Below are 25822 nucleotides of genomic sequence, written 5' to 3' on the forward strand. Positions count from 1 at the left end.
CATGGATCAGACAACGATCAATATCATCTTCGTGGGCGCATCCTTCGCGCTTTATATCGGCATCGCCATCTGGGCGCGCGCAGGTTCCACGTCGGATTTCTATGCCGCAGGCCGCGGTGTACACCCGGTGACGAACGGCATGGCGACGGCGGCGGACTGGATGTCGGCAGCCTCCTTCATCTCGATGGCGGGCCTCATCGCCTTCACCGGTTACGACAACTCGACCTACCTCATGGGCTGGACCGGCGGCTACGTGCTGCTCGCGCTTCTGCTCGCGCCGTACCTGCGCAAGTTCGGCAAGTTCACCGTCTCCGAGTTCATCGGCGACCGGTTCTACAGCCCGACCGCGCGGCTTGTCGCGGTGATCTGCCTGATCGTCGCCTCGGTGACCTACGTGATCGGCCAGATGACCGGCGTCGGCGTGGCCTTCGGCCGCTTCCTCGAGGTCGACAATACGACCGGCCTTCTGATCGGCGCGGTCGTCGTCTTCGCCTACGCAGTATTTGGCGGCATGAAGGGCGTGACCTACACGCAGGTGGCGCAATATTGCGTGCTGATCATGGCCTATACGATCCCGGCCATCTTCATCTCGCTGCAGCTGACCGGCAACCCGGTTCCCGCGCTCGGCCTCTTTGGCGAGCACCAGGCCTCGGGACAGCCGCTTCTCGAGCGTCTCGACCAGATCGTGACCGAGCTTGGCTTCAACGAGTACACCGCGCATAACGGCGATACGTTCAACATGCTCTTGTTCACGCTGTCGCTGATGATCGGCACGGCGGGTCTGCCGCACGTTATCATGCGCTTCTTCACCGTCCCCCGCGTCGCAGATGCACGCTGGTCGGCGGGCTGGGCGCTGGTCTTCATCGCGCTTCTCTACCTCACCGCCCCGGCGGTCGGCGCGATGGCGCGGCTCAACATCACCGAGCTCTTCTGGCCGGAAGGCACGGACGCGCAGGCGGTGACGGTCGAACAGATCGAGACCGACCCTGCCTACGATTGGATGGCGACCTGGCAGCAGACCGGCCTCCTGGGCTGGGAGGACAAGAACGGCGATGGCCGCATCCAGTACTACAACGATAGCGATCCCGACATGCAGGCGCGGGCCGAGGAAGACGGTTGGGACGGCAACGAGCTGACCAACTTCAACAACGACATCCTCGTGCTCGCCAACCCCGAGATCGCGAACCTTCCCGGCTGGGTCATCGGCCTTGTCGCGGCGGGCGGTCTGGCGGCCGCGCTGTCGACGGCTGCGGGTCTGTTGCTCGCGATCTCGTCGGCGGTGTCGCACGATCTCATCAAGGGGCGGTTCGCGCCGAACATCTCGGAGAAGGGCGAGCTTTTGTCAGCCCGGATCGCGATGGCGGTGTCCATCGTCGTCGCCACCTGGCTGGGTCTGAACCCGCCGGGCTTCGCGGCACAGACCGTGGCGCTGGCCTTCGGCCTGGCGGCGGCGTCGATCTTTCCGGCGCTGATGATGGGTATCTTCTCGACCAAGATCAACAATCGCGGTGCGGTGGCGGGCATGCTCGCCGGTCTTATCGTGACGCTGGTCTATATCTTCCTGCACAAGGGCTGGTTCTTCATCCCGGGCACCAACAGCTTTACCGACGCAGATCCCCTGCTCGGCACGATCAAGTCGACCTCGTTCGGTGCGGTCGGGGCTCTGGTGAACTTCGTCACGGCCTACATCGTGGCCTCCATGACGAAGCCGGTTCCGGAAGACATCAAGGAGCTGGTCGAGAGCGTGCGCGTGCCGCGTGGCGCGAGCGCCGCGCAGGATCACTGATCCTCGTGCAACTAGACTGACACGAACCCGGGCCGGATCATCGGCCCGGGTTTTTCATTTCCGCCTTTCGCTTGTCCCGACAAGCGCCTAGCGTTTGCCAAAGAACGAACCCGACCAAGTCAGCCATGCCCGACAATATCGACGCTTTTCTCGACCGGCTGCACCCTTACTGCGACCTTCTGCCCGAGGACCGGGCGGCTCTGGCCGCGCGGATGGAGACGCGGCGCTTCGCGGCCGGTGAGACGATCTATCGCCTCGGCGATCCGCTCGAAGGGCTGTTCATCGTCCGGCGCGGCGATATCGAGGTGAGGGACAGCCACGACGAGACCGTCTCGCTTCTGGGGCCGCGCAACACGTTCGGTGAGCGCGGTCTTGCAAGGGATGGCCGCGCCGTGACGACCGCCTTCGCGCGATCCCCCACCGACCTTCTGATTTTGCCTGCCGCGGACTTTCATTCCGCCCGCAAGGCTCACCCTGCCATTGCACGGTTCTTCGACCGGAGCGCGGCGGCGCGCCCTGCCCGCGCACCGCTCAGCGATCTTGCAACGAGCCAGGTCTCGAACCTTATGGCGACCCAGCCGCTGGTCGCCACTCCCGACACCTCCGCACGAGATGCCGCCCGCCAGATGCGGGAGGCGCGGGTCTCCTCGCTGTGCGTCTGCGAGGAAGAACGGCTGGTCGGCATCGTCACGATCCGGGATCTCTCGGCGCGCATCGTGGCCGAAGCCGCGCCGCACGATACGCCCCTGTCCGAGATCATGACCCGCGACCCGGTCACCCTGGCGCCGGAGGCTTTGGGCTCGGACGTCTTGCACACCATGCTCGAGCGACGGATCGGGCATATCCCGATCACCATCGGCGCGCGGCTCGTCGGGATTGTCACGCAGACCGATCTGACACGGTTCCAGGCCATCTCCTCGGCAGAGCTTGTCTCGGGTATCGCAACCGCATCCACCGTCGCAGAGATGGCGGAGGCCACGGCACGGATTCCGCGCCTGCTGACGCAACTCGTCTCGGCGCATCACCCCCACGAGGTGGTCACGCGGCTCATCACCGATATTGCGGATGCGGTCACGCGGCGGCTCTTGCGTCTTGCGGAAGACAAGCTGGGCCCGCCGCCGGTGCCCTATTTGTGGCTCGCCTGCGGAAGCCAGGGACGGCAGGAACAGACCGGCGTCTCCGACCAGGACAATTGCCTGATCCTGTCGGACGATGCCGCGCCGGAGCACGACGCGTATTTCGAGACGCTTGCGCGCTTCGTCTCCGATGGTTTGCACGAATGCGGCTACGTCTATTGTCCCGGCGACATGATGGCGACGAACCCCAAGTGGCGGCAGCCCCTCGCGACCTGGCGCCGCTATTTCGAAAGCTGGATCGCCAAGCCGGTTCCCGAAGCCCAGATGCTCGCCTCGGTGATGTTCGACCTGCGCCCTATCGGCGGAGACGTGGCGCTCTTTGCGGATCTGCAGGAGCGCACGCTCGAAGCCGCCGCGAAGAACTCCATTTTCGTGGCGCACATGATCGCCAATTCGCTGAAGCATCAGCCGCCGCTCGGCCTCATCCGGGGCTTCGCGACAATCCGCAAGGGAGAGCACAAGGACGCGCTCGACCTGAAGCACTCGGGCGTGGTGCCGGTGACCGATCTTGCGCGGGTCTATGCCTTGCGCGGGCAGCTCGGCCCGGTGAACACGCGCGCCCGCATCGTCGAGGCGCGGCGCGAGGGCATCCTGTCCAAAAGCGGCGGGCAGGATCTGCTCGATGCCTACGATCTCATCGCGTTGACGCGGCTCGAGCACCAGTGCAGACGCATTCGCGAGGGTGAGCCGCCGGACAATTATCTGAGCCCCGCGACGCTGTCCGATTTCGAACGCTCACATCTGCGGGACGCGTTCGTTGTGGTCAAGGCGCTGCAATCGGCTCTGGGGCACGGACGGGGTATGCTGGGCTGAAAAGGCGCAGCCGAGGGAGGGAGTGAGAGAAGATGTTCTTCGAGCTGATCGCGGTTTTCGTGGCCGGGTTCGCCGGCGCGGGCGTGATGCTGGCGCTCACGAAGGTGCTGCCGAGCCTTCCGCGCTGGTTGGTGCCGATCGGAGCGGGCGTCGCGATGCTCGCGACGGCAATATCCTCGGAATACAGCTGGTACGACCGCACCGTCGACGGCCTTCCTGATGGTCTGGTCGTCGCCGACAGTATCTCCGAGGCGACGTTCTGGCGTCCCTGGACCTATGCGCTTCCCATGCGCGCGCGCTTCGTCGCGGTCGATATCGACAAGGTGCAGCGCAATCAGGATCGTCCTTCGATCTACCTCGCGGACCTGTATTTCTTCGGCCGCTGGCAGCCGGTGCAATCGGTGGAAATCATGGTTGATTGCGAAAACGGCCGCCGCGCCGATCCTGCCCTCGGCGATGGCAGCGAGCCGGTCTGGCGCGACGCCGGACCGAACGATCCGGTCGTCAGCACGATCTGCCAGCGGGTCTGACCGGATGCGCGGCTCGCTCAGGATACGTCTGATCGCCGCGTCGCTCCTGGCGCTGCTTGCGAGCCTGAGCGTGGGCTTCTTCGCTCTCGGCATGGCGCGGTCAGACCCCGGCGCGGCGATGGCAACGGGCGGATTCCTGTTCTTGGGGATCTTCGCCGGTTTCTGGTTCTACCTCGATCAGGCGCTGGCACGGCCCGTGGACAAGATCGCCTCAGAGTTACGCATCCGAGCCCATGCAGAGACCGGCGTGCCAGCGTTCGTGCCGTCACGCGGCGCTGAACACCTCGGAGATCTCGGCCCTGCAGCCGCTTCCGTTCTCTCCGCCCTCGAGGCAGCGCGCACAGCCCGTGACGAGGCGGTGAGCGCGGCGACGCGGCACCTTGACGAGGAGCGCGTGCGCCTGACCGCGCTTCTGTCGGAAATCCCGGTCGCGACGATCCTGCTCAATCGTGACGGCCTGATCGTGCTTTATGACGGACAGGCCGCAGAAGTTCTCGCGCAGATCGGAACCCCGAGGCTTCACGCCGCTTTGTCGGAATATTTTGACGAGGAGAGCCTTCGTGCAGCGCTCGACCGAATCCACAAGACAGGCCTTGGCACGACCGCGACGCTGCAAGGACGGCGCGGCGCCGTAACCTTCACCGCCACGCTCAAACCAATGGCGGAAGGTGGCACACTGATGATCATCGACAGCGAGATAAGTCGGATCGCGCCCGACGCGGACCGGCCTCTCGTCTACGATTTCGCACTGCTCGGCCAGCGCCGCGACGCCGCTTTGGAGGACAGGCGCCTGTCGGACCTGACCTTCTGCGTCTTCGATCTGGAGACCACCGGTCTCTTGCCTCACCGGGACGAAATCATCCAGATCGGTGCCGTCCGGGTGATCGGAGGACGTATCGTTCCCGGAGAGGCGTTCGAGACATTGGTGGATCCAGGCCGGCCGATCCCTGACGCCTCAAGCCGCGTTCACCACATCACCGATGCCATGGTGCGCGGGCATCCATCCATCAGTTCGGCCGCCCCGCGCTTTTATGACTTTGCGACAGGATCGGCGCTGGTCGCGCATAACGCACCGTTCGATCTTGCGTTTCTCCGCGCCAAGCGCGCCGAGACTGAGCTAAACTGGACGCATCCCGTGGTTGATACCGTGCTCGTGTCGGCGATCCTCTTCGGCACGACCGAGACGCATACGCTCGATGCGGTCTGTCAGCGGCTCGGCATCGAGATCGCGCCGCATCTGCGTCACACGGCGCTCGGCGATGCACATGCCACGGCTGAGGCGCTCTGCCGGATGCTGCCGATGCTCGAAGGGCGCGGAATCGACACGTTCGGCGCGCTCCTGGCCGAAACGCGCAAGCACGGGCGTCTGATCGAGGACATGAACTAGGACCGGCTCACTCCGCCGCGACCTTGCGCGGCTTCAGCATGTGCTTGAGATACCGGCCCGTATGGCTTTCTGCGACTTCGGCGACCTCCTCGGGCGTGCCGGTTGCCACGATCCGTCCGCCGCCATCGCCACCTTCGGGGCCGATGTCGATCAGGTGATCGGCTGTCTTGATGACGTCGAGGTTATGCTCGATGACGATGACCGTGTTGCCAACTTCCACAAGCGAATGAAGCACTTCCAGGAGCTTCTTCACGTCCTCGAAATGCAGGCCGGTTGTCGGCTCATCCAGGATGTAGAGCGTCTTGCCGGTGGAGCGTTTCGCCAGTTCCTTGGACAGCTTGACCCGCTGCGCTTCGCCGCCCGAAAGCGTCGTCGCCTGCTGACCGACCTTGATGTACCCCAGTCCGACCTGCACGAGCGCATCCATCTTCTCGCGGATCGAGGGCACGGCGGCGAAGAAGTCCTGTGCATCTTCTACAGTCATATCAAGGACATCCGCGATGCTCTTGCCCTTGAACTTGATCTCCAGCGTCTCACGGTTGTAGCGCGCGCCGTTGCAGGTCTCGCAGGTCACATAGACATCCGGCAGGAAGTGCATCTCGATCTTGATGACACCGTCACCCTGGCAGGCCTCGCAGCGCCCGCCCTTCACGTTGAAGCTGAAGCGTCCGGGCTTGTAACCACGTGCCTTGGCTTCCGGCAGTCCTGCGAACCAGTCGCGGATCGGAGTGAAGGCTCCCGTGTAAGTGGCTGGATTCGAACGCGGTGTGCGTCCGATGGGGCGCTGGTCGATGTCGATGACCTTGTCGAGATGATGCAGACCCTTGATCGTCTCGCAAGGTGCCGGCGTCTGCCGTGCACCGTTGAGCCGCATCGAGGCGGCCTTGAACAGCGTCTCGATCGTGAGTGTCGACTTGCCACCCCCAGAGACGCCGGTGACGCAGACGAACTTGCCCAGAGGGAAGTCGGCGGTGACATCCTGAAGGTTGTTGCCATTGGCCTTGACCACGGTCAGCGACTTCTTGTTGCCTTTGCGGCGCGTTGCCGGAACCGGGATTTCACGCGTCCCTGCAAGATACTGACCCGTCACGGAATTCTGGTCGGCGGCGATCTCTGCAGGAGTGCCCTGACTGACGATGGAGCCACCATGCACGCCTGCACCGGGACCGATATCCAGCACGAAATCGGCCTCGCGGATCGCCTCCTCGTCGTGCTCCACGACAATCACGGTATTGCCCTGGTCGCGCAGGTTCTTCAGCGTCCCCAGCAGACGGTCGTTGTCGCGCTGGTGCAGCCCGATGGACGGCTCGTCCAGGACATACAATACGCCCGTCAGCCCGGAGCCGATCTGGCTCGCGAGCCGGATGCGCTGGCTTTCGCCGCCTGACAGCGTGCCCGCCGCGCGGCTGAGCGTGAGGTATTCCAGTCCGACATTGTTCAGGAATCCAAGGCGTTCGCGGATCTCCTTAAGAATCGCGCGCGCAATCTCGTTCTTCTGGTTCGAGAGGCTCTCCGGTGCCGTCTCGATCCACTCATGCGCCTCGCGGATAGACTTCTGGACCACCTCGCCCACATGCTGCCCGGCGATCTTGACCGCCAGCGCCTCTTCGCGGAGGCGATAGCCGTTGCAGGCCGAACAAGGCTTGTTGTTCTGGTAGCGCTCGAATTCCTCGCGAATCCAGCTGGAATCCGTCTCGCGGTAGCGGCGTTCCATGTTCGGGATGACGCCTTCGAAAGTGCGGGTCACGTTGTAGACGCGGCCGCCCTCATCGTAGCGAAACGGAATTTCCTCCTCGCCCGAGCCGAACAGGATCACCTGCTGCACATGCGCGGGAAGGTCCTTCCACTTGGTTGAGGCATCGAATTCATAATGCTTTGCAATGGCCTGGATTGTCTGGAGAAAATACGGAGACTTCCCCTTGCGCCAGGGCGCGATCGCGCCGTCGTAGAGCGTCAGATTCTGGTCCGGCACCATGAGCCGCTCGTCGAAGAACAGCTCAACCCCGAGGCCGTCGCATTCCGGGCAGGCCCCGAACGGTGCGTTGAACGAGAAGAGCCTCGGCTCGATCTCGGGGATCGTGAAGCCGGAGACGGGACAGGCAAAGTTCTCGGAAAACGTGATGCGCTCGGGCTCGCCCTCATCCTCGCGCGGTGCGGTCTCGAGAACCGCGATCCCGTCCGCAAGATCAAGCGCCGTGCGGAAGGAATCCGCAAGCCGCGTCTCCATGCCTTCGCGCACGACGATCCGGTCGACAACGACATCGATGTCATGGCGGAATTTCTTGTCGAGCGTCGGCGGCTCGTCGAGCTCATAAAAGGTTCCGTCCACCTTCACGCGCTGGAAGCCCTGCTTGCGAAGTTCGAGAAACTCCTTGCGGTACTCGCCTTTGCGGTCACGCACGATGGGCGCGAGAAGATAGCCGCGCGTGCCCTCCTCCATCTTCATGACCGCATCGACCATGTCCTGCACTTGCTGCGCCTCGATGGGCAGACCGGTCGCCGGGCTGTAGGGGGTGCCCGCACGGGCAAAGAGCAGACGCAGATAATCGTAGATCTCGGTCACGGTACCCACGGTCGAGCGCGGGTTCTTCGACGTGGTCTTCTGCTCGATCGAGATCGCGGGGCTGAGGCCCGCGATATGATCCACGTCCGGCTTTTCCATCATGTCGAGGAATTGCCGCGCATAGGCCGAAAGGCTTTCGACGTAACGGCGCTGCCCTTCGGCATAGATCGTATCGAAAGCGAGCGAGGACTTGCCCGACCCCGAAAGGCCGGTGATCACCACGAGCTGGTCGCGGGGAATATCGACGTCGATCCCCTTGAGATTGTGCTCGCGCGCGCCGCGCACCTCGATGTGCTTGAGCTCAGGCATGTGCCCCCCGTTAACAGATCCTCAACAGATAGGAGATCCCATCTGTTTCGCCAACGGGAAAATGAGAACGAAATGGGAACTTGGGCTAAGCGCGTTCAAGAGCTCGCCAAAATGCCGGGAAACGGTGCTGCGCTGTCCCAAAAGTCGCGGAACAAGGCCGCAGGCCGCCCAGATCACCGATACAGCAGCGATGTCCCGTCATGGAACAGATGCACCCGGCCCGGATCGGCGGTCATCTTGACCTTGTTGCCCCGCAAGCCCTGGTGGATGCCTTGCAGCTTGCCGATCACCGGATCGCCGTCATGCGCCTCGAAGTAGAGCAATGTCACCTCGCCAAGCGCCTCGGTGATGTCCACCGTGCCTTCGTAGATATAGTCGCCATCGCTCTCGACGAAATCCTCGGGCCGCACGCCGACATTCACCTTGATCCCTTTGTCCTCGGGCCTGGTCGCGATGTTGGCTCGCGCCGTGCCGCCGCCATCCATCTTCACCACCGTCGTCTCGCCCGTCTCGACGATCTCACCGGGCAGGAGGTTCATCGAGGGCGAGCCGATGAACTGCGCGACGAACTCGCTGTTCGGCGTCTCGTAGAGCTCGAGCGGCGAGCCGACCTGTGCGATGCCCTTGTTGGCGAGCACCACGATCCGGGTCGCCAGCGTCATCGCTTCGACCTGGTCGTGGGTCACGTAGATCATTGTCGAGTCGGGCATCGACTCCTTGAGCTGCGCGATCTCGATCCGGGTCGCAACGCGCAGGGCGGCATCGAGGTTCGAGAGCGGCTCATCGAAGAGGTAGACCTTGGGGTCGCGCACGATTGAGCGCCCGATCGCCACCCGCTGCCGCTGACCGCCAGAAAGCGCCTTGGGCAGACGGTCGAGATAGGGTTCGAGTTGCAGCATCTTCGCTGCGCGGTTTACCGAGTCCTCGATCTCTTGCTTGGACTTCTTCGCGATCTTGAGCGCGAAGGACATGTTGTCCCGCACGGTCATGTGCGGATAGAGCGCGTAGCTCTGGAACACCATCGCGATGCCGCGCTGCGCGGGTGGCACGTCGTTGACCATCTGCCCGTCGATCTCGAGCGTGCCGCCAGTGATCTTCTCGAGCCCCGCGATCATCCGCAGAAGCGTGGACTTGCCGCAGCCGGACGGCCCGACGAAGACGATCAGCTCGCCCTTCTTGATGTCGAGGTTGATGTCTCGCAGCACCTGCACGGTGCCGCCATAGGTCTTCTCGACATCGGTCAGCTTCAGATTGGCCATGTCGCCCTCCCTTATTCGTTATCCTCGACACGCATCAGAAGCGCCGGTTGCCAGGGGCCGAGATGCAGACGCCCGTCTGGTGCCGGCCCCGCGGAGCCCAGTTCGATCCCGATCTGCCGCCACTTGCCCTCGGGCAGATCCGTGACGGCGGGCTCGAAGCTGAGATTGAACGCGCAGAACAATGTCTCCTCCTCGTTCGCGCGCTGGAAGCGTAGCACGGTGCCATCCGCGCTCATGTCGGTCTGTGCGCCTTTGCGAAGCGCTTCGTGCGAGTGGCGGAAGGCAATCGCCCGGCGGTAATGGTGCAGGATCGCCGCGGGATCCTGTTCCTGGTTGGTGACCGCCCGGTTGAGGTGTTCATGGCTCACGGGCAGCCAAGGGCTACCGGACGAGAACCCGCCATTCTGGTTGGACGGCTCCCAGACCATCGGCGTCCGGCATCCGTCGCGTCCCTTGAAGGCCGGCCAGAAGCGCTTGCCGTAAGGATCCTGCAGATCCTCGAAGGCGACATCCGCCTCGGGCAGGCCAAGCTCTTCGCCCTGGTAGAGGCAGGTCGAGCCGCGCAGGCATTGCATCAGCGTCGCAAAGCAGCGCGTGCCCGCATCGGAAAGCTGCCAGCGCGAGGCATGACGCGGCACATCGTGGTTGGAGAATGCCCAGCAGGCCCAGCCCTGGGCGGCCACGGCCTCCACCTTTTCGAAGACATCCGCGATGTAGGAAGCGGTCGGCATATGCCCCGAGAGAAGCTCGAAGGCATAGCTCATATGGATGAGGTCGTCGCCGCCCGTGTATTGCCCAAGGATCTCGAGCCCGCGCTGGTCGTCGCCGACCTCTCCAACGGCCGCGGCGTTGTAGTCGTTCATCAGCGTGCGGAGCTTTCGCAGGAAATCGAGGTTCTCGGGCTGCGTCTTGTCGTAGAGATGGTTCTGCCAGGTATAGGGGTTCACCGCCGGCGCGGTGATCGGGTTGCGCTCTTCCTCGGGCAGAGGCGGGTTATCGCGCAGTTGCTTGTCGTGAACGTAGAAGTTGATCGTGTCGAGGCGGAAGCCGTCGACGCCCCGGTCAAGCCAGAACTGCGCCACCTCGAGGAGCGCGGTCTGCACGTCCGGCTCGTGGAAGTTCAGGTCCGGCTGTTCCTGGAGGAAATTGTGCAGGTAATACTGGCAGCGCGTCGAGTCCCATTGCCAGGCCGAGCCGCCGAAGATCGACAACCAGTTGTTGGGCGGCGTGCCATCGGGCTTGGCATCCGCCCAGACATACCAGTTCGCCCGGCGGTTATCCCGCGAGGCGCGGCTTTCCTTGAACCAGGAATGCTCTTCCGAGGTATGACTCAAGACGAGGTCGATCAGGACCTTGATCCCCAGCCGGTGCGCCGAGGCGATCAGCACATCGAAATCCGCGAGGCTGCCGAACATCGGGTCGACGTCGCAGTAATCGCTCACATCGTAGCCGAAATCCTTCATCGGCGAGGTGAAAAACGGGGAGATCCAGACCGCGTCGACCCCGAGCGAGGCGATATGCGGCATCCTCTGGGCGATCCCCAGAAGATCGCCGATCCCGTCTCCATTCGTGTCCTGGAAGCTGCGCGGATAGACCTGGTAGATCACGGCGCCGCGCCACCAATCGGTATCTGTCTTCATCCGCATTTCGCTGAGGTCCGCCGGTTTGTTCATATTACCTCTGTTTACTTGACCGAGCCGGCCAGAAGGCCGCGCACGAGATATTTCTGCATCGCGAAGAACACAAAGAGGGGCACCGCGATAGAGACGAAGGCTGCCGCCGCGAGAATTCCCCAATCGCCCCCGCGGGAGCCAAGAAGGTCGTCGGCGATCTTCACCGTCATCACCCAGCTATCGGCATTGGACGGCAGGAAGACTTTGGCCACGAGAAGATCGTTCCATGTCCACAGGAACTGGAAGATCGCGAAACTCGCCAAGGCCGGGAAGGACAACGGCAGCACGATCTTGGTGAAGACCTGGAAATCGGTCGCTCCGTCGACTTTCGCACTTTCGATGATGTCCCTTGGCAACCCGATCATGTAGTTCCGTAAGAGATAGATCGCGAGTGGCATCCCGAAGGCCGTATGGGCGAGCCACACCCCCAGGAAGCTCTGTCCGATCCCGATTTCCTGGTGCAGCGTCAAAAGTGGGACAAGCGCGATCTGCAATGGCACGACCAAGAGGCCCACGACCATCGCGATCAGGAAGCCGCGCGCGCCGAAATCCATCCAGGCCAGCGCATAGGCCGCGAAGGCCGCCACCACGATGGGGATGACCGTCGCCGGGATCGAGACCGTCAGCGTGTTGATGAAGGCCCTGTCCATCCCGTCCGAGGTCAGGATCTGGTCGTAATTGTCGAGCGTGAATTCGGGTGGCTGCGCCGCGGTGATGTAGACAGACGGGCCGCGGTCGATCTCATCGGCGTCGCGGTAGACGAAATCGCCATTTTGCATCACCTGCAAGGATCGATCGAAGATCGGTGGGATGTCCTGGACGACGGTGTTGCCGTCCTCGTCCACGTCCGGGAAGACGGGCTCCTCTCCCTCCGCGTAAGCGATCTCGATATTCGTGTCATCCTGCTCACCATCGGGCTCGATCACCTGCACCTCGTAGCGGGCATAGATCATGCCCGGCTCGGCTGCGCCTGGCGCACGTGAGGTGATGCCGAACCCTGAGACGGTGCCCTGCCCCGACGCGTCTTCTGAGCTGTCGAAGAGATTGCCCTCGAGCACCCATTGGTCGCCGTCCTGGTAGGCGCCTTCCGGATCTGGCGAGATGCGATAGGCCTGCTCGACCGAGAACGGCGCGCGCCACCAGCCGGTTTCCGAGATTTGCGCCCGTTCCCGGAAGGACGAGACGGCAAGCCCGATAGTCGGGATGAGCCAGATCAGCACCAGGGCGATGACGCTGAGATTGGTCGCGATGGAAAGGCCGGATTTCTGTCCTGCGATATTGTCCATTCTATCCGCCCTCCTCAGCGCATTTCCCGGCGGGCCTGGACGATATTCCAGACCATGACCGGCGTGACGATGATCATGATGACGAAGGCGACCGCCGTCGCGCGCCCGTCATCGCGGAACATGTAATCCATCATGTAGGACGGCAGGATCTCTGTATCGAAATTGCCTCCCGTCATCGCGTAGACGATGTCGAAGACCTTCAGCACCAGGATCGTGATCGTCGTCCAGACCACGACGATGGTTGGCGCGATCTGCGGGATCTTGATCTTGAAGAAGATCTGGAACGGGTTCGCGCCGTCGATGATCGCCGCCTCGATCGTCTCTTCGGGAATGCCGCGCAGCGCCGCCGAGAGGATCACCATCGCAAAGCCCGTCTGGATCCAGACGAGGATGAACATGATGAAGAAGTTGTTCCAGAACGGGATCTGAAGCACATCGATCGGGTTCAGCCCGAAGAAGTCGCGCACCGCATTGATGATGCCGATATCGGGATTGTTGGCGTAAACGAATTTCCAGATCAGCGAGGCACCGACGAAGGAGATCGCCATCGGCATGAAGATCAGCGATTTCGCGATGTTGCCCCATTTCAACCGGTCGGTGAGCTGCGCCACCAGAAGCCCTAGGAACGTGGCGCTCGCCGGCACGAAAATCACCCAGAGGATGTTGTTGAAGAGCGCGACCCGGAAGCCCTCCTCGGAGAACATCTGCGTGTAATTGCCGAGCCCGATGAACGTGTTGCCCGACCGGTTATAGAGCGAGCGGAAGAACGAGCCCACCACCGGATAGACGAGGTAGAGTCCCAGAAAGAAAATGGCCGGGGCCACGAAAAGCCAGGGCCGGACGATATTGGCGCGGTTGATGTTGCGTCCGTGATCGTCATTGCGCGGAGGGAAGATGACCTTATCGAGGACGAGGTTCGAGGCGTAGAAATAGGCCGCGCACCCTCCGACACCGAGAATGATGGTGATGATACCCTGAACGACCGGTGACATCGTCTTCTCCTCCCAAGGCTACGTTCGCCGTGCCGGTGGACCGGGTTTGGCGCGAAGATGGCGCGGCGCCCCGAACGGCCGGGGCGCCGCGCCTTGTGGTCTCAGAGCTTACTGGATGCTGTCCCAGCGCGACTGGATGTCGGCCGCGACCGCTTCGGCATCCGCGCCGGTCACGTAATCGACCATGCCCGTCCAGAACGCACCCGCACCGATCTCCGACGGCATCAGGTCGGACGCGTCGAAGCGGAACGTGGTTGCATCGCGCAGGATCTCGCCTTGGGCCCGCAGGCTGTCATCGGAATAAAGATCGAGGTTCACGCCGCCATGCGCGGTCAGGAACCCGCCCTGCGCCATCCACAGCTCGTGCGCCACGGGCAGCTTGAGGAATTCGATCATCGCCTGCGCGCCTTCGGAATCGTTGGTGATCGCGAAGAGCGTGCCTGCGCCAAGCACCGGCGTGCCGAGATCGTTCTCTTCGATAGCCGGGAAGTAGAAGAAATCGACGTTCTCGCCCTGCTCCGCGTCATCCGGGAAGAAGGCCGGGATGAAGGAGGCCTGACGATGCATGTAGCATTCCGGCGGGATCGAGAAGAGACCGGCGGGGCTGTCGCGGAAGTCGGTCGTCGCGACCGCCTCGGTACCGCCCTCGACGTAATCGTCGTTGCGCGCGAACCAGCCGAATTCCTCGATCGCACCGACCACGGCCGGATCGTCGAAGGGGATCTCGTTCGTGACCCACTGATCGTAGACCGAGGGGTCTTGCGTGCGGAGCATGAGGTCTTCGACCCAATCGGTCGCCGGCCAGCCCGTCGCAGCGCCGGAGCCGAGACCGATGCACCACGGCGTGCCGCCGTCGTCGACGATTTCCTCGGTGAGCTCTTTCAGCTCTTCCATCGTTTCGGGAATGTCGTACCCCGCCTCGTCGAAGGCGATCGGGTTGTACCAGACCAGCGATTTCACATCGACGCGGTAGAACAGCCCGTAAAGGTCCTCCTCGCCGTCCGGCCCGGCATAGGTGCCAAGGTCAACCCAGCTTTCCCCTGCGGCAAAATTCTCGGCGACCCACTCGCTGGTGCCATCGGCGAGCGGCGTCAGAAGACCCTGGCTCGCCATGTCGGCGGCAAGGCCGGGCTGCGGGAAGACCGCGAGGTTCGGTGCCGTGCCAGCGCGCGTCGAGATCACGATGTCCTGCTCGAAGCTGTCCGAGCCGGAATAGTTCACGGACGCACCCGTGGCTTCGGCGAAATAGGCAAAGACCGCGTCGACCTTCTCTTTCTCGTTGCCGGTCCAGGGGCCGGTAATCTCCACGGTCTCGCCCGACAGGTCATACTGGTCCGCGAAATCGTTGTAGCTGTCCCAGGCGAAATCGCCCTCGCCGATGGCGAATGGCAAATCCTGGGCCTGCGCGCTGGCGGCAGCGAGCGCTAACACCGCGGCGCTGGCGTAAAGCGAAGTTCTCATGTCTTGGTTCCTCCCTAGGGTGAGTGAGCAGGCTCATGGTCTGTCGCGCAAGAAAAAAGTTTTCAAAGCGCTTTGGCTCGATCAAACTCGCGCAGCGCTTCCGACCTGTCAATGCTGCGGTCCGAAAGAAACCGTTATATTTACATTGGTTTGCGCTGCGGCGCAGCGTTAATTCTGCGTTTGCACGGTCTTTTCAATCCCTCATCGTGCTGGCTATTCTACCCAGGATATTCAAAGCGCTTTGAGACCCGCCTGACATGAACCTCAAGCAGTTGTCCGACATTCTGAACCTGTCTCAGACCACGGTAAGCCGGGCGCTGAACGGGTATCCCGAGGTGCGCGAAGCCACGCGGCGACGCGTCATGGAAGCGGCGCGCCGGTACAATTACACGCCCAATACGCGCGCCAAGGGGCTCGCGACGGGACGCGCGATGTCCATCGGCCACGTGATTCCCCTCTCTCGCAAGCACGAGATCCTCAATCCCGTCTTCGGCGATTTCATCACCGGCGCGTCCGAAGCTTATGTCGCAACAGGCTACGACCTCGTGCTGAGCCTCGTGCCGGACGACGTGCAGGCGGAGCATTACCGCAATCTCGGGGCAAAGGGGAATGTCGACGGGATCATCCTGCACGGCCCTCTCGTCAGCGATTCCCGCATCGCGCTTCTGCGCGAGATCGGCCTGCCCTTTCTCGTGCATGGCCGTTCCTCGGGGATCGAGGAGACCTATCCCTATCTCGACATGAACAACCGTCGCGCCTTCGCGCGCGCGACGCGGCACCTGATCGAGCTGGGACATCGCCGCATCGCGCTTCTCAATGGCGACGAGAGCATGGATTTCGCCGCGCGTCGCCGCGCCGGATACGAAGATGCATTGCGCGAGGCCGGCATCCGCATCGATCCGTCGCTCATCGTCAGCGGCGAGATGACCGAGAGCCTCGGCTTGCAAGTTGCCGGCGAGATGCTGGACCGGCCGGAAGCGCCCACGGCGTTCCTGACCTCCTCCATCGTCATCGCGCTCGGCGTCGAGCGGGCTGGCTTCAGGCGCGGTCTCGCCATCGGGCGGGATCTGTCGATCATTACCCATGACGATGCGCTGAGCTACCTGCCGAACGGCAGCGACGAGCCGCTCTTTACCGCGACGCGTTCCTCGGTCAGGGAGGCCGGACGGCGCTGCGCCGAATTGCTGCTCGCCAGCATCGCCAACCCGCACGCTCCGCCACCGCAGGAACTGCTCGAGGCAGACCTCATCATCGGCCGGTCGACGGGACCGGCCCCGAGAAAGGACATCTGATGGATTTCACCCGCAAGGATTACCCCGAAGGCTTTCTCTTCGGGGCATCGACATCGAGCTATCAGATCGAAGGGCACGATTTCGGCGGCGCGGGTCCGACCCATTGGGATACCTTCGCGGCCACGCCCGGCAACGTCGTGAGGGCCGAGCATGGGGGCATTGCCTGCGATCACTACCACCGCTTCGAGGCCGATCTCGACCTGGTGGCGGATGCAGGCTTCGACGTCTATCGCTTCTCGACCTCCTGGGCGCGGGTCATGCCCGACGGCATCGGCCAGCCGAACGAAGAGGGTCTCGATTTCTACGACCGGCTGGTCGACGCCATGCTGGAGCGGGATCTGAAACCCGCAGCGACGCTCTATCACTGGGAGATGCCCTCGGCGCTGGCCGACAAGGGCGGATGGACCAATCGCGATGTGGCGTCCTGGTTCGCGGAGTTCACCGAGATCGTCTCGCGCCGCCTCGGCGACCGGCTCTGGTCTGTCGCGCCGATCAACGAGCCCTGGTGCGTCGGGTGGATGGGCCATTTCCTCGGCCTTCACGCGCCGGGCTTGCGCGACATCCGCGCCACAGCCCGCGCGATGCACCATGTCCTGCTGGCACACGGCCGATCCATCGAGGTGATGCGGAGCCTCGGCCAGGACAAGCTCGGGGCGGTTTTCAATTTCGAATGGGCTGAGCCCGCCGACGATAGCCCCGAGGCGCAGCGCGCGGCCGAAACTTTCGACGGCTATCTCAACCGCTTCTTCGTGGAGGGCGTCTTCCGCGGCCGCTATCCCGAGACGGTTCTCGAAGGCTTCGCGCCGCACCTGCCCGAAGGGTATCAGGATGATTTCCCCCTGATCACGCAGAAGCTCGATTGGTGCGGGCTCAATTACTACACCCGCAAGCTCTGCGCGCCGACGGATGGCCCCTGGCCGCACCAGACCGAGGTCGAGGGGCCCCTGCCCAAGACCCTGATGGGATGGGAGATCTATCCAGACGGTCTCTATTACTCGCTAAAACGGCTGCACGAATATGCCGGCGACATGCCGCTTTATGTGACCGAGAACGGTCTCGCCTCTCCCGACGTGATCGAGGGCGGCAAGGTCGATGACCAGCCGCGCATCGATTACCTCAACCAGCATTTCGCCGCCGCGCGCCGGGCGATGGAGGACGGCGTTCCGCTCAACGGCTACTTCGTCTGGTCGCTCATGGACAATTACGAATGGGCGCTCGGCTACGAGAAGCGCTTCGGTCTTGTCCACGTCGATTTCGACAGTCTTGAACGCACGCCGAAAGCCTCTTACCACGCGCTGAAACGCGCTTTGAGCTGAGGTCCCATGTCCGTATCCGCATCCGAACTGGCCGTCGTCGCGGATATCGGCGGCACCAATACGCGCGTCGCGCTGGCCGAAGGCGGCCGGGTGCGGGACGGCTCTATCCGCCGCTATCGCAATGCCGAGGTGGCTGATCTGACCGAAGTCCTGACGCATTATCTCGGGCAGGCGGAGGCCCGTCCCGCCGCCGCCTGCGTCGCGATGGCGGGGCCGGTGCGGGACGGGATCGGCAAACTCACGAATCTCGACTGGGCAATCGACAAGGCGTCCGTGGGCGCGGCGACGGGCGCGGCCACCGTGGCGGTCCTGAACGATTTGCAGGCGCAGGGTCATGCGCTCGACGCGCTTGGTCCGGACAAGCTCACGCCGATCATGCCCGGTCAGGCAGCAAGCCGCCTCGCCGCGAAACTCGTGGTCGGCGTCGGCACCGGTCTCAATGCGGCGCCGGTCTACAGGCTCGGCGCGCAAACGCTGGTTCCGCCTTCCGAGACCGGCCACGTCACGCTGCGCGGCACGAATGACGAAGAACTGCGCCTGCGCGACTGGGTCGCGCGCAAGCATGAGATGCCGGGCTTCGAAGACGTGCTGTCGGGCCGCGGCTTCGAACGGATCTACGCGTTTCTCTGTGAGGAGGATGGCGCGGGCGAGCTCCTTTCGGCCAATGAGATCATGGCCGCGCTAGAGGCGGGCGAGTCGCGGGCTGAGCGCGCTGTGCGCCTCTTTTGCCGTTTGCTCGGCGCATATGTGGGCGATCTGTCTCTCATCACCCTGCCCTTCGGCGGCGTGTATCTCTGCGGCGGCGTCACCCAGCACTTCGCGCGACATCTCGCCGGGCCCGACTTCGCCGGAGCATTCTGCGACAAGGGGCGCTTCTCGGAGTTCATGCGGCAATTCCCGGTGCATATCGTGACAGACGACTACGCCGCGCTGACGGGCTGCGCCTGCCATCTTGCGGAGATCTCCAAGCTCGGTCATTGAGCGGCGCGATTTTTTGCAATCTGTCGACGCGTTGTGAAATTTCGCGTCGGGGGACTTGCCAATCCACCCCGAAGGCGCTTCTTCCGACCGTGTGAGCGGTGACAAAAAGGCTCTGAGCGATGAACATTGCGACCCCGCCCCAGGTGAGCACCAACACCTTGCGCGACGCGATCGTGCGGCATCTTTGTTATTCCTTCGGACGCGAGCCCGATTTCGCGGGGCTCGAGGATTGGCGCATGGCGCTGTCCTACGCGATCCGCGACCACATCGCGGATAGCTGGTTCCGTGCCGCCGGGACTGCCCGCCGGGAAGGCGCGAAACGGGTCTATTACCTTTCGATGGAATTTCTGATCGGGCGACTGCTCGAAGACGGCATCGTCAATCTCGGTCTGGTGGACCAGGCCCGTGAGGCGCTCGCCGCGCTCGGGCAGGATTACGACACCGTTCTTGCGGACGAGCCCGACGCCGCGCTCGGCAATGGGGGTCTCGGGCGGCTCGCGGCCTGTTTCCTCGAAAGCCTCTCGACACTCGGCTGCCCGGCCTATGGCTACGGCATCCGTTACGAACATGGCCTCTTCCGGCAAAGCTTCCAGGGCGGGCGCCAGATCGAAGCGCCGGAGACCTGGCTCTTGCAACGCCATGCCTGGGAATTCGAGCGTCCCGAAGCGCTTTTCCGTATCGGCTTCGGTGGCGAAATCGAGGAAACGGGTGGCAAGGTCCTCTGGCATCCTGCCGAACACGTCGATGCCGAGGCGTATGACACGCCGATCGTCGGCTGGCAGGGCAAATGGGCCAACACTCTGCGGCTCTGGTCGGCCAAGGCGTCCGACCCGTTCGACCTTCCGGCCTTCAACCGCGGCGATTTCGCGGCTGCCGCGCAGCCCGAGGCGCTTGCCCGCACGATCAGCCGGGTTCTCTACCCCGACGATACGACCGAGCAAGGTCGCGAGCTGCGCCTCAAGCAGGAATTCTTCCTTGTGGCAGCCGCCTTGCGCGACATCCTCGCGCGGTTCGACAAGGAACATTCGGACATCAGGAAGCTGCCGGAAAAGGTTGCGATCCAGCTTAACGACACCCACCCGGCCGTCGCCGGGCCAGAGCTCGTGCGAATCCTGCACGACGAGCGCAGCTTGCCCTTCGAAGAGGCGATGGAGATCGCGCGTGGCTGCCTGTCTTATACGAACCACACGCTCCTGCCCGAAGCGCTCGAAAGCTGGGGCGAAGACCTCTTCGGCCGCCTCTTGCCGCGTCATCTGCAGATCGCGGATCTCATCGACAACGCCCATTACGAGGCGAACCCGTCGCGCACGCAATCCATGCGGGCCGATCACCAGGTGAAGATGGGACAGCTCTCCTTCGTGATGGCGCACAAGGTGAACGGCGTCTCGGCGCTGCATACCGAGCTGATGAAGGAAACCGTCTTCTCGGAGCTGCACCGCCTGCATCCAGAGCGCATCGTCAACCAGACGAACGGTGTCACTCCGCGCCGCTGGCTTCTGGCCTGCAACCCGCGTCTTTCGGAACTCATCACCGAGACGATCGGCGATGGCTGGGTGGCTGATCTCGAACGCCTGCGCGAGCTGGAGCCCGCCATCGAGGATGCCGCTTGGCGCGAGCGCTTCGACGCGGCGAAGCGCGCGAACAAGGTGGACCTGTCGAACTGGATGGCCGAAGCGCAGGGCGTCAGCGTCAACCCCGACGCGATGTTCGACGTGCAGATCAAGCGGATGCACGAGTACAAGCGCCAGCATCTTAACATTCTCGAGACCATCGCTCTGTGGCAGGAGATGAAGGACGCCCCGAACGCCGACTGGACCCCGCGTGTCGTTCTCTTTGCCGGCAAGGCCGCGCCAGGCTACGCATTTGCGAAGGATATTATCCGCCTTATCAATGATGTGGCCGCCGTTCTTAACGCGGATCCCGAGACCGGCGGCAAACTGCAAGTCCTCTTCCTGCCCAATTACAACGTCACGCTGGCCGAGCGGCTCATTCCGGCGGCCGACCTCTCCGAACAGATTTCGACCGCGGGCAAGGAAGCCTCGGGCACGGGCAACATGAAGTTCGCGCTGAACGGGGCGATGACCATCGGCACGCTCGACGGCGCGAACGTTGAAATCCGAGAGCATGTGGGGGCCGAGAACTTCTTTCTTTTCGGCATGACCGCCTCGGACGTCACGGAGCGCCGAAAGATCGAGTCCCATGCGGCAAAGGCGATCGAGGCAGACCCGCGGCTCGCCCGAGCCCTGCAGGCCGTGCGTGGGGGCGCCTTCTCTCCCGACGAGGTGGACCGCTACACGCATGTGGCAGACAACATCGCGGGTGCCGATTACTTCCTCGTTGCGTCGGACTTCACCGAATACTGGCGCGCAAGCCGCGAGGCGGACGCTGCCTTCCGCGATCCGGCGACCTGGATCCGCAAAGCCGCCCTCAACACGGCGCGTTCAGGCTGGTTCTCGTCCGACCGGACGATCCGCGGGTATATGCAAGATATCTGGGCAGCGCGGTCGTATCTCTCCGATTGATCGGCCCGCGCGCGTTGAAGCCGCGGGGCAAGAGGCTAAACTGGCAAGTATGGCTAGTGAAACCGACCTGCCCCGCGACGCCCTCGCCCGCATCCTGAACGGGACGAGCTCAGATCCTTACTCCGTGATGGGTCCGCATGAGCGGAATGGCACCCGCCATGTGACCGCGTTCGATCCCGGCGCTGCGCGACTTGCCGCGGTGATCGGCAAGTCCGAGTATCCGCTGGAACCGCTTCCGGATATGCCCGGCCTCTTCTCGGGTCCGGTGCCGGGCGATGCGCCTTATGGTCTGCGTGGCTGGGATGCCAAGAACCGAAGCTGGGACATGGAAGATCCCTACCGCTTCGGTCCGGTTCTGGGAGAGATCGACGAATACCTGCTGGGTGAAGGCACCCATCACGCGCTCTGGAACGCGCTCGGAGCACATACGCTGACCCATGACGGTGTCCATGGCACGCATTTCGCCGTCTGGGCACCGAATGCACAACGCGTCTCGGTCGTCGGGCCGTTCAACGACTGGGACGGCCGGCGCAACCTTATGCGCTATCGTGGCGGCACCGGAGTCTGGGAGACCTTCGTTCCCGGCATCGGCGAAGGCACATCATACAAATACGAAATCCTGGGCCATGACGGTCAGGTTCAGCCGCTGAAGGCCGACCCGGTGGGTTTCGGATCGGAACATCCGCCGAAGAATGCCAGCGTCGTGCGCGACATCAACGGATACGGCTGGTCGGATGACGAGTGGATGCGGATCCGCGCCGAGCGCAATGCGCGCACCGCGCCGATCTCGGTCTACGAGGTGCATCTCGGCTCTTGGAAGCGCAAGGCGGACAACCGGCGCATATCCTACGTCGAGGCCGCGACGGAGCTGGTCGATTACGTGACCGAGATGGGCTTCACCCATATCGAGCTGATGCCGATCTCGGAATATCCGTTCGACGGCTCCTGGGGCTATCAGCCTGTCGGCCTCTTCGCGCCGACCGTGCGCCACGGACCGCCGCATGAATTCCGCGACCTCGTGAATGCCGCGCATAAAGCGGGTGTCGGCATAATCATCGATTGGGTGCCCGGTCACTTCCCGACCGACCCGCATGGGCTCGGCCGGTTCGACGGCACCGCGCTTTATGAACACGCCGATCCGCGCGAGGGCTTCCACCAGGACTGGAACACATACATCTACAATTACGGGCGGCGCGAGGTGAAGAATTTCCTGACCTCGAACGCCCTTTACTGGCTCAAGGAATATCATGCTGACGGGCTGCGCGTAGATGCCGTCGCCTCGATGCTCTACCGCGACTATTCGCGCAAAGACGGCGAATGGGTCCCGAACAAGGATGGCGGCCGCGAGAATTACGAGGCGATCGACGTCCTGCGCGCCATGAACGAGCTGACCTACGGCGAATGCGAAGGGATCATGACGGTGGCCGAGGAATCGACCTCTTATCCCAAGGTGTCGCGGCCGGTCCATGATGGCGGCCTCGGTTTCGGCTACAAATGGAACATGGGCTGGATGAACGACAGCCTCGAATACATGAAAAAGGATCCGCTCTACCGGAAGCATCATCACGGGCAGCTTACCTTCGGGCTGACCTATGCCTTCTCCGAGAATTTCATCCTGCCGATCAGCCATGACGAGGTGGTGCACGGCAAGGGCTCGATGCTCGACCGCATGCCCGGCTCGCGGGCCGAGAAATTCGCCAATTTGCGCGCGTTCTACGGTTACATGTGGGGGCACCCGGGCAAGAAACTTCTGTTCATGGGGCAAGAATTCGCGCAGGCCTCCGAGTGGAACCACGACACGGAGCTGGACTGGTCCGCGCTCGAGCGGCCCGATCACAAGGGAATTCAGCGACTTGTCGCGGATCTGAACCGCCTCTACGCGGAAACACCGGCGCTTTATCGGCGCGACTGCGACCCGGACGGATTTCAGTGGATCGAGGCGGATGATGCGGACAATTCCGTCCTGGCCTGGCTCCGGCGCGGCGAGGCAGGAGACAAGGAGGTCGTGGTGCTCGTGAATTTCACGCCGCAGGAGCAGCGCGCCTACCGGATCGGCCTGCCCTTCGCCGGCACGTGGCGCGAGGCACTCAATACCGATGCGTCGCTCTACGGGGGCGGCGACAGGGGAAACATGGGATCGGTCGAAGCCGAGGCTCGGCCAAGCCACGGGCAGGCGGCATCGGCCGAAGTGGTGATACCGCCCTTGTCGGCGGTCTACCTCGTACAGGACTGATCCGCGCACACGAAGGCAAAGAGGCAACATCTGCCGCACCCGGCATGTTGTCGGGCGGCGGGCGACCACGCGCCCGACCTCCGACATGCACATAACGCTTCGCTCTATCTCTGCGCGGCCATTCCCGGGAATGGAGCGTCGCTCCTGCCCGGCAACGACCGCCGCGGCAGGTTCGGAGTTGTCACATCGACGACGTCGAAATACGCAAGTTCCCGGTGAACATCCGTGACAAGCCGGGCAAGGGTCTCGATCCCGGCAGATGTCTCCTCGGCCATCGCGGCGTTCTGCTGCGTTGCGCGGTCGAGCGTGCCTATCGCGGCGTTCATGTCACGGATCTGGCCTGACTGATCCTGCGCCGTGGACGTGATCCTTTCGATGCTCTCGTGAATTTCCTTCACGCGCGCATCGATCTTCTTGAGCGCGCTGTCCGTTTCGCCCACCAGGCTGACGCCGGACTTCACCTGATCGGTCGATCTCGTGATGAGATCCGCAATTTCTCGCGCCGCGTCCGAGGATCGCTGGGCCAGTGCACGCACTTCGGAGGCAACCACCGCGAAGCCGCGCCCGGCATCGCCAGCGCGCGCCGCTTCGACCCCGGCATTGAGCGCCAGAAGGTTTGTCTGGAAGGCGATGTCGTCGATCACCGAGGTGATCGAGGAAATCTTGATGGACGAGCCGGAAATCTCGCCCATGGCGTTCATCGCACGTTCAACGATATCGCGGGACCGGCCCGTTTCCTCGATCGAAGCGGTGGCCTGTTCGCGGGCCTGCACCGCCGAATCGGCGGTGTTCTGGACCGACGTCGTCAGCTCCTGCAGGGCGGCCGCGCTTTCCTCGAGCGTCGCCGCCTGGTGCTGACTGCGCTGGGCGAGCTGGTGCGTGGCGGCGGTGATGGCGCCCGCCTCTGACGTGACGTCCGACGATTGCAGCGCGACCTGCTGGATCACGTCACGGATCTTTTCAACGGCGGCATTGAAGTTGACGCGGATCTCGTCGAGATCGCCAAGATTTTCAGTCAACTCGACGCTGAGCCGTCCGCTGGCCAACTCGGCCAGCCCGGCGCGCATCGTTTCGGCCGTTCGCTGGAAGATCGTGGTTTCGATGGCGAATTTCACCACCTTCGTGACGCGGCCCGACGCATCGAAGATGGGGTTGTAGCTCGCACGGATATGCACTTTGCGGCCGCCTTTGCCGACCCGTGTGAAATCGCCGCTCTTCTCTTTCCCGGCGGCGAGGTCACGCCAGAAACGCGCATAGGCCGCGCTTCGGGCCTCCTCGGCGGGCAGGAACATGCTGTGATGCCGGCCGACGACGTCGCGCTCGGAATAGCCCACGGCACGGCAGAACAGCTCGTTCGCACGCTGAATGGTGCCATCCGGCGCGAACTCGATGACAGCCTGCACTTTCTGGATGGCGTCGATCTGGCTGCGGGCATCGGTCGCCGCGTTCTTGGCGTTGGTGATATCGAAGGCGTATTTCACAACCTTGAACGGCCGTCCGTCGCCATCGCTCATCGTCTCGTAAGTCGCCTCGAGCCAAAGCGGCTCTCCGGTCTTCGTGATCCGGCAGACTTCCCCGCTGAAAGAGCCGCCCTCGGCGAGCGCCTTCCAGAAGCTGCGATAGGCATCGGTATCGGCTTCGGCGGCCGGCATGAAGATCCTGTGATGGCGCCCGACGATCTCGGCGCGGGCATATCCTGTCGAGCGGCAGAAATTCTCGTTCGCGTCCAGCACCGTGCCATCGAGGCCGAACTCGACCACCGCCATGCTGCGCTTTGCGGCATGCGCATGGCCGCGGTTGTCGCGTGAACGCAGATGGGTTTCGGTCACGTCGCGACCGACGAGAAGGCTGTGGAGCGTGCCGTCATCGAAGGCGCTTACGCGGCAATAGCTGATGGAGAGCCACCGCTCCTCTCCGCCGGAGGTGACGAGCGGCGTCACGCGATGCGCGTCCTGACCCCGACGGATGGGGCTCATGATCTCGTCAAGCCAAGGAGCCTGACGGTCTGCCGCCCGCAACAGGTCTCCGAAAGGCCGGCCCGGCAGCGACCCGTCGTCATAGCCGAGCGCCGCGTGGGCCGCAGCATTCGCCGAGACGATTGTGCCTTCGCCGTCCAGCCGCATCATCAGATGTGTCCGGTCGATCGCCTCGAACTCTGCGGCGTGCCCGTCGGGCGCGTGCTGTGCGGTGCGCCAGAATTTACTCATGTCCGGTCTCCGTCGTTGCCCCTGAAGGCTTCCGACATTCCCTTCGCATGCCATGACTTAATTTTTCGTCTAGCGC

16 protein-coding genes are annotated in these 25822 nt (G+C 63.4%); 9 read left to right on the forward strand and 7 right to left on the reverse strand.

The genetic code is table 11. The features are described from left to right. The first annotated feature begins 1 nt into the window (after window position 1). The 4 genes from FIU91_RS09405 (at window position 2) to FIU91_RS09420 (ending at window position 5652) form a co-directional block, all read left to right on the forward strand. Complete coding sequence (locus FIU91_RS09405) at window positions 2-1786, forward strand: sodium:solute symporter family protein (RefSeq protein ID WP_093012954.1); 1785 nt, start codon at window positions 2-4, stop codon at window positions 1784-1786. 125 nt (window positions 1787-1911) lie between these two features. After that, a complete protein-coding gene (locus tag FIU91_RS09410; protein WP_152462256.1) occupies window positions 1912-3735 on the forward strand; it encodes a DUF294 nucleotidyltransferase-like domain-containing protein in 1824 nt (607 codons plus the stop codon). 32 nt (window positions 3736-3767) lie between these two features. Next, complete coding sequence (locus tag FIU91_RS09415) at window positions 3768-4265, forward strand: hypothetical protein (RefSeq protein WP_093012960.1); 498 nt, start codon at window positions 3768-3770, stop codon at window positions 4263-4265. Window positions 4266-4269: 4 nt separating this feature from the next. Further along, a complete protein-coding gene (locus FIU91_RS09420) occupies window positions 4270-5652 on the forward strand; it encodes an exonuclease domain-containing protein (protein WP_152462257.1) in 1383 nt (460 codons plus the stop codon). 7 nt (window positions 5653-5659) lie between these two features. Here the strand turns inward: FIU91_RS09420 and uvrA are convergent, their stop codons facing one another. From uvrA to FIU91_RS09450, 6 genes are all read right to left on the reverse strand, one after another. Beyond that, window positions 5660-8524 carry an excinuclease ABC subunit UvrA gene (gene uvrA / locus FIU91_RS09425; RefSeq protein WP_152462258.1) on the reverse strand — a complete coding sequence of 955 codons (2865 nt, stop codon included), beginning with the start codon at window positions 8522-8524 and terminating at the stop codon, window positions 5660-5662. A gap of 173 nt (window positions 8525-8697) precedes the next feature. Next, complete coding sequence (locus FIU91_RS09430; RefSeq protein ID WP_152462259.1) at window positions 8698-9783, reverse strand: ABC transporter ATP-binding protein; 1086 nt, start codon at window positions 9781-9783, stop codon at window positions 8698-8700. Window positions 9784-9794: 11 nt separating this feature from the next. Next, window positions 9795-11456, reverse strand: coding sequence for an alpha-amylase family glycosyl hydrolase (locus FIU91_RS09435; RefSeq protein ID WP_093012972.1), 1662 nt, complete (start codon window positions 11454-11456; stop codon window positions 9795-9797). 11 nt (window positions 11457-11467) lie between these two features. After that, window positions 11468-12742: a carbohydrate ABC transporter permease gene (locus FIU91_RS09440; protein ID WP_093012975.1), complete on the reverse strand. Its 1275-nt coding sequence runs from the start codon at window positions 12740-12742 to the stop codon at window positions 11468-11470. A gap of 14 nt (window positions 12743-12756) precedes the next feature. Further along, a complete protein-coding gene (locus tag FIU91_RS09445; RefSeq protein ID WP_093012978.1) occupies window positions 12757-13734 on the reverse strand; it encodes a carbohydrate ABC transporter permease in 978 nt (325 codons plus the stop codon). A gap of 108 nt (window positions 13735-13842) precedes the next feature. Next, window positions 13843-15195, reverse strand: a complete 1353-nt coding sequence (locus FIU91_RS09450; RefSeq protein ID WP_152462260.1) for an ABC transporter substrate-binding protein — start codon at window positions 15193-15195, stop codon at window positions 13843-13845. A 257-nt stretch (window positions 15196-15452) separates the two neighbouring features. Here FIU91_RS09450 and FIU91_RS09455 point away from each other — a divergent pair, with 257 nt between their 5' ends. The 5 genes from FIU91_RS09455 (at window position 15453) to glgB (ending at window position 23539) form a co-directional block, all read left to right on the forward strand. Further along, complete coding sequence (locus tag FIU91_RS09455) at window positions 15453-16487, forward strand: LacI family DNA-binding transcriptional regulator (protein ID WP_152462261.1); 1035 nt, start codon at window positions 15453-15455, stop codon at window positions 16485-16487. Further along, window positions 16487-17803 carry a GH1 family beta-glucosidase gene (locus FIU91_RS09460; protein WP_152462262.1) on the forward strand — a complete coding sequence of 439 codons (1317 nt, stop codon included), beginning with the start codon at window positions 16487-16489 and terminating at the stop codon, window positions 17801-17803. Before FIU91_RS09455 ends, FIU91_RS09460 begins: the two co-directional genes overlap by 1 nt. 6 nt (window positions 17804-17809) lie before the next feature. Then, the gene (locus FIU91_RS09465; RefSeq protein ID WP_152462263.1) at window positions 17810-18784 is read left to right on the forward strand and encodes an ROK family protein; all 975 of its coding nucleotides are present in this window, start codon (window positions 17810-17812) and stop codon (window positions 18782-18784) included. Between the two features lie 119 nt (window positions 18785-18903). After that, entirely contained in the window at window positions 18904-21306 is a 2403-nt protein-coding gene (locus FIU91_RS19560) for a glycogen/starch/alpha-glucan phosphorylase (protein ID WP_152462264.1), read from the forward strand. Window positions 21307-21355: 49 nt separating this feature from the next. Next, window positions 21356-23539, forward strand: coding sequence for a 1,4-alpha-glucan branching protein GlgB (glgB, locus tag FIU91_RS09475; protein WP_152462265.1), 2184 nt, complete (start codon window positions 21356-21358; stop codon window positions 23537-23539). A gap of 104 nt (window positions 23540-23643) precedes the next feature. Here glgB and FIU91_RS09480 read toward each other — a convergent pair whose 3' ends face one another. Continuing rightward, the gene (locus FIU91_RS09480) at window positions 23644-25746 is read right to left on the reverse strand and encodes a methyl-accepting chemotaxis protein (RefSeq protein ID WP_172974978.1); all 2103 of its coding nucleotides are present in this window, start codon (window positions 25744-25746) and stop codon (window positions 23644-23646) included. Between the last annotated feature and the right edge of the window lie 76 nt (window positions 25747-25822).

Origin of the sequence: Roseivivax sp. THAF30 (assembly GCF_009363575.1) — a bacterium.
Taxonomy (GTDB): domain Bacteria; phylum Pseudomonadota; class Alphaproteobacteria; order Rhodobacterales; family Rhodobacteraceae; genus Roseivivax; species Roseivivax halotolerans.

Coding starts and splice junctions, on each gene's coding strand:
- FIU91_RS09405 (WP_093012954.1), top strand. CDS start 2: ATGGATCAGACAACGATCAATATCATCTTCGTGGGCGCATCCTTCGCG.
- FIU91_RS09430 (WP_152462259.1), bottom strand. CDS start 9,783: ATGGCCAATCTGAAGCTGACCGATGTCGAGAAGACCTATGGCGGCACC.
- FIU91_RS19560 (WP_152462264.1), top strand. CDS start 18,904: ATGAACATTGCGACCCCGCCCCAGGTGAGCACCAACACCTTGCGCGAC.
- FIU91_RS09455 (WP_152462261.1), top strand. CDS start 15,453: ATGAACCTCAAGCAGTTGTCCGACATTCTGAACCTGTCTCAGACCACG.
- FIU91_RS09415 (WP_093012960.1), top strand. CDS start 3,768: ATGTTCTTCGAGCTGATCGCGGTTTTCGTGGCCGGGTTCGCCGGCGCG.
- FIU91_RS09420 (WP_152462257.1), top strand. CDS start 4,270: ATGCGCGGCTCGCTCAGGATACGTCTGATCGCCGCGTCGCTCCTGGCG.
- FIU91_RS09460 (WP_152462262.1), top strand. CDS start 16,487: ATGGATTTCACCCGCAAGGATTACCCCGAAGGCTTTCTCTTCGGGGCA.
- glgB (WP_152462265.1), top strand. CDS start 21,356: ATGGCTAGTGAAACCGACCTGCCCCGCGACGCCCTCGCCCGCATCCTG.
- FIU91_RS09445 (WP_093012978.1), bottom strand. CDS start 13,734: ATGTCACCGGTCGTTCAGGGTATCATCACCATCATTCTCGGTGTCGGA.
- FIU91_RS09435 (WP_093012972.1), bottom strand. CDS start 11,456: ATGAACAAACCGGCGGACCTCAGCGAAATGCGGATGAAGACAGATACC.
- FIU91_RS09480 (WP_172974978.1), bottom strand. CDS start 25,746: ATGAGTAAATTCTGGCGCACCGCACAGCACGCGCCCGACGGGCACGCC.
- FIU91_RS09440 (WP_093012975.1), bottom strand. CDS start 12,742: ATGGACAATATCGCAGGACAGAAATCCGGCCTTTCCATCGCGACCAAT.
- uvrA (WP_152462258.1), bottom strand. CDS start 8,524: ATGCCTGAGCTCAAGCACATCGAGGTGCGCGGCGCGCGCGAGCACAAT.
- FIU91_RS09450 (WP_152462260.1), bottom strand. CDS start 15,195: ATGAGAACTTCGCTTTACGCCAGCGCCGCGGTGTTAGCGCTCGCTGCC.
- FIU91_RS09465 (WP_152462263.1), top strand. CDS start 17,810: ATGTCCGTATCCGCATCCGAACTGGCCGTCGTCGCGGATATCGGCGGC.
- FIU91_RS09410 (WP_152462256.1), top strand. CDS start 1,912: ATGCCCGACAATATCGACGCTTTTCTCGACCGGCTGCACCCTTACTGC.